Here is a 6,677-nt window from a genome sequence, read left to right on the forward strand (position 1 = left end):
ACTTCAACCGGGGAGCGGAGCTGCGGAGTTGACGAGCGCCTGCGAGCGCAGCTCGCGCCAGAAATCGACGGGGACGACTTCCTCGAGCGCGGCGCGATCCTCGGCAATGCGGCCTGGACGGCTCGCGCCGGGAATGACGGCAGCCACCACCGGGTTAGCCAGCACGAACTGGAGGCCCGCCGCCTTCATGCTGATGCCGTAGCGGTCGGCGATTGCCTTGATCCTCCCCACCTTGTCGATGATTTCCGGGGGCGCCGGCGCATATTCAAAATTCGGGCCGCCGACGAACGCGCCCGAACTGTAGGGGCCGCCGACGACAATCGCGAGCTCATGCTCCGCAACCATCGGGATCACACGCTGAAGCGCCCTCGCATGGTCGAGCAGCGTGTAGCGGCCCGCGAGAAGGAAGCCGTCGGGGCGCGGCTCTTCCAGCGCCAGCAGCAGTTCGATCGGCTCGACCCGGTTGACGCCGAGGCCCCACGCCTTGATCACGCCTTCGTCGCGTAGCCGGTCGAGCGCCTTGAACGCCCCCTTGCGTGCGCTTTCGAACACCGAAAGCCATTCGTCGCCGTAGAAGTCCTGCGCCACGTCATGCACGAAGGCGATGTCGATGTGGGAGGTCGCGAGCCGCTTCAGACTGTCTTCGATCGAGCGCAGCGTCGCGTCTTCGGAATAGTCGTTCACAATCTTGTTCGGACGCCCGTATTTGAACACATCCCCCTTCTCGCCGAGGTCGCGGGCGCCGACATCCTCGATCTCGTCCAGGATCAATCTTCCGACCTTGGTGCTGACGACATAATCGCTTCGCGGCCGGTCGGCGAGCGCGGCGCCCATGCGGATCTCGGCAAGACCCGCGCCATAGAAGGGCGCGGTGTCGAAATAGCGGATGCCGTCGTCCCAGGCCGCACTCACCGTCGCGAGCGCTTCCTGCTCCGGGATGTCGCGAAACATGTTGCCGAGCGGCGCCGCGCCGAAGCCCAATCTTCCCGGCAGAATATTCTTGAGGGCCATGTTGCGTGTCCTCGTCTGCGACAGGCAAGTCCGCCCGTGCGCGGCGCCGCCCGTCTCATTCGGTCGCGGAGGTATCCGCGCTTCTGATGAAGGCCGCGACCTCGCGCGGATGCGACAGCATCACCGCGTGGCCGCTTTTGATCTCCGTCACCTTCGCGCCCGAGCGCTTGGCCATGGTGCGCAGCCAGGTCGGCGGGATAATGTGATCCTCCATCGTGACCATGTAATAGGTCGGCTTGGTCTTCCAGGCCACGCGGTCGACCTTGGACTGCACCGCCTGCAATCCAAACGGCAATTGCGCCGCAGCCATGAAGCGCGCGGTCGCAGCGTCGACGCCGCCGGCGAAAGAGGTCGGGAATTTGTCGCGGTCGACGAAGATAAAGTTGCCTTCGACGACGAGCGGACCCTTTTGCTCGCCGGCGGGCACTGAGCCTTCCGACAGCGTGCTGACAGACTCTCCGGCGTCGGGAGCATATGCCGCGAGATAGACAAGGCTCTGAACCTTCGGATTGTCGCCGGCCTCCGTGATGACCATGCCACCATAGGAATGTCCGACGAGGATGACCGGATGCCGCGCCTTGGCGATCACGCGTTCGGTCTCCGCGACATCGTCACGAAGCGAGATCGTCGGCTGCTGGACGACGAGCACTTCATAGCCCGCATTCGAGAGAATGTCGTAGGTGTCCTTCCAGCCCGAGCCGTCGACGAAAGCGCCGTGGACAAGGACGATGGAAACGGTTTTCTCGGCGGCCACCGCGGGGACGGCCGTTGCGATCGACATTGCAACAAGCGCGGAAATAAGCGGCTTCATAGCAGGCTCCGATCCTTGATACGGCGACATTGCCGTTTGATGAGCTTCATTAGCGCAGCTGAGAAGTTGCGGTATTCCCGATTCCTGCGCGACGATGGACGCATCTTGCTCATCTTCGATGAGAGCAGCTTTCGAAGCGGCGGTGCGCGTGCTCCAACCTTTTGCTTTGCTTGCCTTTTACTTCTTTTAACCGTGCCGCCTCTGGACTTCGCTATCGGTCCTTGTGAGAAATTCAGGATCGGCGTGGCAGCGGGCCGGGGCTGCACTCATTTACCGGATGGAATGATCGCTCTCTTGCGATACGGGGCCGGGATTCGCCGCAACTTGCGGAGGTCGTGATGGCACTCGTGACTCATGGAGATCAGAAGTACCAGAACAGCGAGAAGCTCGCGGCGGCCAACGATTGGCCAGGGCTGAGCATCGAACATCGCAAGTTCGAAGCGGGGCGCCAGGCGACGCCGGTGCCTATCTGCACCGAACTGGTAATGCTACTGTCCGGCGGCGGGATGGTGTGTCGCACCGGCAACGGTGAAGTCCAGAAAAGCCTCGCGCGCCCCGGCATGAGCTACCTCGTTCCGGTCGGGACGCAGGAGAGCCATCTCGAGCTTTCGGACCGGATGGAGTGTCTTCACCTCTACCTCCCGCCGGCGCTGCTGGACCAGAGCGCGCTTGCGGACTTCAATATCGATCCGGCAAGGATCGAGATCGCCTACGCCCACGGTCTGACGGACCAGGTGCTCTTCCACATCTGCTCGCCGCTTCGGGATCTGCTTCATCGTCCGCGCCAGTCGACTGACGCGCTGTTCGTGGAGGGAATTCAAGTCGCGCTTGCAGCGCATCTCCTGGGCAACTATACGATCGACCGCTGGCGTGCGCCCGACAGGTCTCCGTCGCTCGATCCACGGCGCCTGCAGCGCGTGCTCGATTATATCGAGTCGTCTCTGGGAGACGAAATCAGACTCGAGGATCTGGCGGCTCAGGCCTGTCTCAGCCCCTATCATTTCTCCCGGCTGTTTCGCGAGGCGACGGGATTGTCACCGCACCGATACGTGACCGATCGGCGCGTCCAGGCTGCGCGGCACGAGCTCGCGCGCAACCGACTGTCGCTGGTCGAAATCGCCCTGGAGTTCGGTTTTGGCTCGCAAGCAAACTTCACGCGCGTCTTCCGCAAGGCCGCAAGCCTTACGCCGGGGCAGTATCGCGAGTTGTGCTGCGGCCAGATCGAGGTGAATGCCGATCGTTCCGATGCGGAGTACCGCAGGGATTGCTCATGATCCCGCAGGATTCGGAAATACGGTTCTGGGCCGCGCGGGTAGTGTCGTTGCGGCGCTCTTCGACTTTATGGATACCTCCAGGAAACGAATCATGACTCAACACGTCCTGTTTATCGTCAGCAACGCAGCGGTGATCGGCCCGCAAAATCGTAAGACGGGCTTCTTTTTCGCCGAGGTCGCGCATCCGTTCGATGTTCTTGACAAGGCAGGCATCGCCGTTGAGTTCGCTTCCTTGAGAGGCGGATGGACGCCCTACGATGCCTACGACGAGAAAGATCCTGCGGAAAAGGCCTTTCTTGAAAGCAAGGCTTTTCGCCGCCTCAATCGCAGCCGCAAACTTGCCGAGGTGGATGCTGCGGATTTTGATGCCATTCTCGTGCCCGGCGGGCTCGGGCCGATGGTCGACATCCAGCGTAACCCCATCGTTCAAAATGCAGTCGTGCGCGCCTGGAGCACGGGAAAATTCGTGACGGCCGTTTGTCACGGTCCGTGCGCGCTTCTCGGGGTGGACCTTGGCGATGGCAAGCCATTCGTGCAGGGCAAGAAGCTGACTTCGTTCTCGAAGAAGGAAGAGTACGACTACGCGCGCGAAGATGTTCCCTACGAACTTGAGGACGCCCTGCGGGCAGAGGGCGCCGAATATACGTCCGTGGCAAACTGGGAACCTCACGTTGTCGTCGATGGACGTCTCATCACCGGCCAGAATCCCGCCTCAGCCGGGCGCCTGGCAAAAGAGCTGCTGGCAGCACTGAGAAAATTATAAGACAGGCAGCCGAACATCGCCTGGCTGAACTGAAGCCAGCAGTCACTCTGAAAAGTTTTGGTCGATCGCGATGCCGTCGAAGATTACTGCTCTTCTGGTTGCTCACCCCGGCAAAAGCGATGAGCTGAGAGAACTTCTGGTCGGCCTTGCGCCGCATTGCAGGGCAGAGCCCGGTAATCTGCGTTGGGACGTTTGGCGCGACACTTCGAACGATCATCGTTACGTCCTTGATGAGCTCTACCGAGATATCACTGCGGTCGAAGCACATCGCGCCTCGCAACATTACCAGGCCTACTTGGCCAGGGTTCCCGAACTGGCCGAACGTACGGCAGTAATCGCGGAATCCGTAGACGTGAGATAATCGGGTTTGAGGAACGACGTACCGTATAAAGGAGTTGCCATGCGCCTTTCTTGCGCGACTCTCATCGCCTTAACCATTGTAAGCGCACATCCATCGCTCGGGAGGTCCACGGCTTCTGCATGTGGACCGGGGGCAACGCCCGCTCATCGTTGCGGGCCAATGCCCGGCGGCAGCGTAGGCGATTTAACCGTTCATTACCGCACGGCCGCCATCAGCGGCGTGAACGTGTTCTACCGCGAAGCTGGGCCAGCAGATGGGCCCGTCGTTCTCCTTCTGCACGGCTTTCCGACGTCCTCACACATGTTCCGCAATCTGATTCCGAATCTAGCCCACCGATACCGTATCATCGCGCCGGATTACCCCGGCTTCGGGCAAAGCGATGCGCCGGATCGCAACCGCTTTTCCTATAGTTTTGCGAACTATGCCGAGATGATCGACGCCTTGCTGAATCAACTCGGAGCGAAACGCTACACCATGTACGTCATGGATTACGGCGCACCGGTCGGCTATCGCCTCGCCCTCAAGCATCCGGAGCGCGTGACTTCCCTCATCATCCAGAACGGCAACGCTTACGAAGAAGGATTGCGGGAAGCTTGGGACCCGATCAAGGCGTATTGGAGGGAAGGAACGGAGGAGCGGAGGAATGCGCTTTCATCCCTCGTCTCTCTCCGCGCGACTAAATTCCTATACACCGATGGCGTCCGCGATCTGACGCGCATAAGTCCTGACAATTGGGTGCAAGACCAAGCGCTGCTGGATCGTCCCGGCAATAAGGACATTCAGCTCGACCTGCTCTACGACCACGCGACCAATATCCCGCTTTATCCGGCGTTCCAAGCGTTTTTCCGCGAAAGGAAGCCGCCCGCTCTAATCCTCTGGGGCAAGAACGACAAGGTCTTCGCTGAAGCCGGCGCACATTCCTATTTGCGCGACTTGCCAGACGCCGAGTTACACATCCTCGACACCGGTCACTTCGCACTTGAGGACCAACTCGACGTGATGGCGCCGCTGATCAGCGACTTCCTCGACCGAACGAATGAACGGCCCTGACGCAAGACTTTCGCACGAACTTAAAGGTAGCCGATCTATCACGACGCCCCACAACACGAAAGGAATTCCTGTGAACTATTTGGCATCTCTGCTGGCAATGTGCGCGCTCGCTATCACGTCGAACTCCGCGGGAGCTCAGCAACAGAAAACGACATCGGTCGTCCTTGTGCACGGCGCGTTTGTCGATGGCTCAGGCTGGCAAGCGGTATACGATCTCCTTAAAAAGGGCGGATACGAAGTGCTGGTGGTCCAGAATCCGACCATCACGCTCGAGGGTGACGTCGCCGCCACGGAAGCCGTGATCGCAGCAGCCAAATACCCTGTTGTGCTGGTTGGCCACTCGTATGGCGGCATGGTGATCACACAGGCTGGCGACAATCCGAAGGTCAAGAGCCTGGCTTACATCGCGGCCTTTGCGCCGGACGCTGGCGAATCTGCCGCATCCCTGAATGACTGGCCGGCAGAGCCTGGCGAGGCGAAGGCGCCCCTGCTGCCGCCGCAAGACGGTTACCTGCTGGTCGATCCCGTGAAGTTCCCGACTTCCTTTGCGGCGGATTCCCCTGCGGCGCTGACTGAGTTCATGGCGGCCGCGCAAGTGCCATGGGGACTGAAAGCCGTCGAAGCCAAGACCACAAAAGTGGGCTGGAAGGCAAAGCCGAGTTCCTTCCTGATCCCGTCTCAGGACCGCATGATAACCCCCAGTTCACAGAGAAAGATGGCTAAGCGAAGCGGTGCGCGAGTGGAAGAAATAAATAGCAGCCACGCAGTGATGCTGTCTCATCCGCGGGAGGTGGCCGCGTTTATCGAGTCTGCCGACCGGTAATCGACGCAAAACGGATCAACTTATTCGAGGCCTAGCGACGCTAATGAAGACGGCGGGTTGTGTGCTGATGGGTCAGCGCAGGATGCATCAACCTCGGGGCGCGCGAAGGATTATGGCCTTCGTACGCCAAGCCCGTCGTACAGCTCGTCTATCCGCAACCAACGAAGCGCGGGCGCAGGTTGTTTGTCCTCTCAGCGATGCCCAGACAGATCGCAATTCTGATCGCGCATATGCTCGGCCCAGCGCTGCAAATACATTCAGCAACTGGATTGATTAGAACAGGCTGGGGTGCGTCATTCGCTGGCAGAGTGCTTTCGCGAGTTGCGGCTATAGCGTGTGGAAGCAGCTGCTCAGTATCGTCTGGTGATAGTAACCGATTGCTGGTCTAATTCGCCAAAATTTCTCTATACCGTCCGCGTGGGCTAAGGAGCCGTTGAACAAAGTGCGGATGTCTCTGGACCAAAACCAGTCTTTCGCCGGGGATGCTGCCGCTGATCGGCTTTGGGTCGATTCCGTTGAAAAAGTCGGCAGTAGTTTCGTCGTGAACGCCATCTGTTTCGAGGACGAATTGGCGCGTTGTGGTT

At 60.1% G+C, this 6,677-nt stretch carries 7 protein-coding genes; 5 read left to right on the forward strand and 2 right to left on the reverse strand.

Annotated features, from left to right (window positions below; genetic code table 11):
• Positions 1-3 precede the first annotated feature (3 nt).
• Positions 4-1,011, reverse strand: coding sequence for an aldo/keto reductase (locus tag QW887_RS27705; protein WP_316159289.1), 1,008 nt, complete (start codon positions 1,009-1,011; stop codon positions 4-6).
• A gap of 55 nt (positions 1,012-1,066) precedes the next feature.
• Positions 1,067-1,822 carry an alpha/beta fold hydrolase gene (locus QW887_RS27710; protein WP_015669966.1) on the reverse strand — a complete coding sequence of 252 codons (756 nt, stop codon included), beginning with the start codon at positions 1,820-1,822 and terminating at the stop codon, positions 1,067-1,069.
• Between the two features lie 338 nt (positions 1,823-2,160).
• Here QW887_RS27710 and QW887_RS27715 point away from each other — a divergent pair, with 338 nt between their 5' ends.
• From QW887_RS27715 to QW887_RS27735, 5 genes are all read left to right on the forward strand, one after another.
• Entirely contained in the window at positions 2,161-3,096 is a 936-nt protein-coding gene (locus QW887_RS27715; RefSeq protein WP_015669965.1) for a helix-turn-helix domain-containing protein, read from the forward strand.
• Between the two features lie 91 nt (positions 3,097-3,187).
• Entirely contained in the window at positions 3,188-3,859 is a 672-nt protein-coding gene (locus QW887_RS27720; RefSeq protein ID WP_015669964.1) for a type 1 glutamine amidotransferase domain-containing protein, read from the forward strand.
• A gap of 70 nt (positions 3,860-3,929) precedes the next feature.
• A complete protein-coding gene (locus QW887_RS27725; protein ID WP_315706373.1) occupies positions 3,930-4,220 on the forward strand; it encodes a putative quinol monooxygenase in 291 nt (96 codons plus the stop codon).
• A 159-nt stretch (positions 4,221-4,379) separates the two neighbouring features.
• Entirely contained in the window at positions 4,380-5,270 is an 891-nt protein-coding gene (locus tag QW887_RS27730; protein ID WP_316159288.1) for an alpha/beta hydrolase, read from the forward strand.
• A gap of 97 nt (positions 5,271-5,367) precedes the next feature.
• On the forward strand, positions 5,368-6,093 hold the full coding sequence (locus tag QW887_RS27735; RefSeq protein WP_042340409.1) for an alpha/beta hydrolase: 726 nt from the start codon (positions 5,368-5,370) through the stop codon (positions 6,091-6,093).
• Positions 6,094-6,677: the final 584 nt, after the last annotated feature.

Source organism: Bradyrhizobium sp. SZCCHNRI3052, assembly GCF_032484895.1.
Lineage (GTDB): Bacteria > Pseudomonadota > Alphaproteobacteria > Rhizobiales > Xanthobacteraceae > Bradyrhizobium.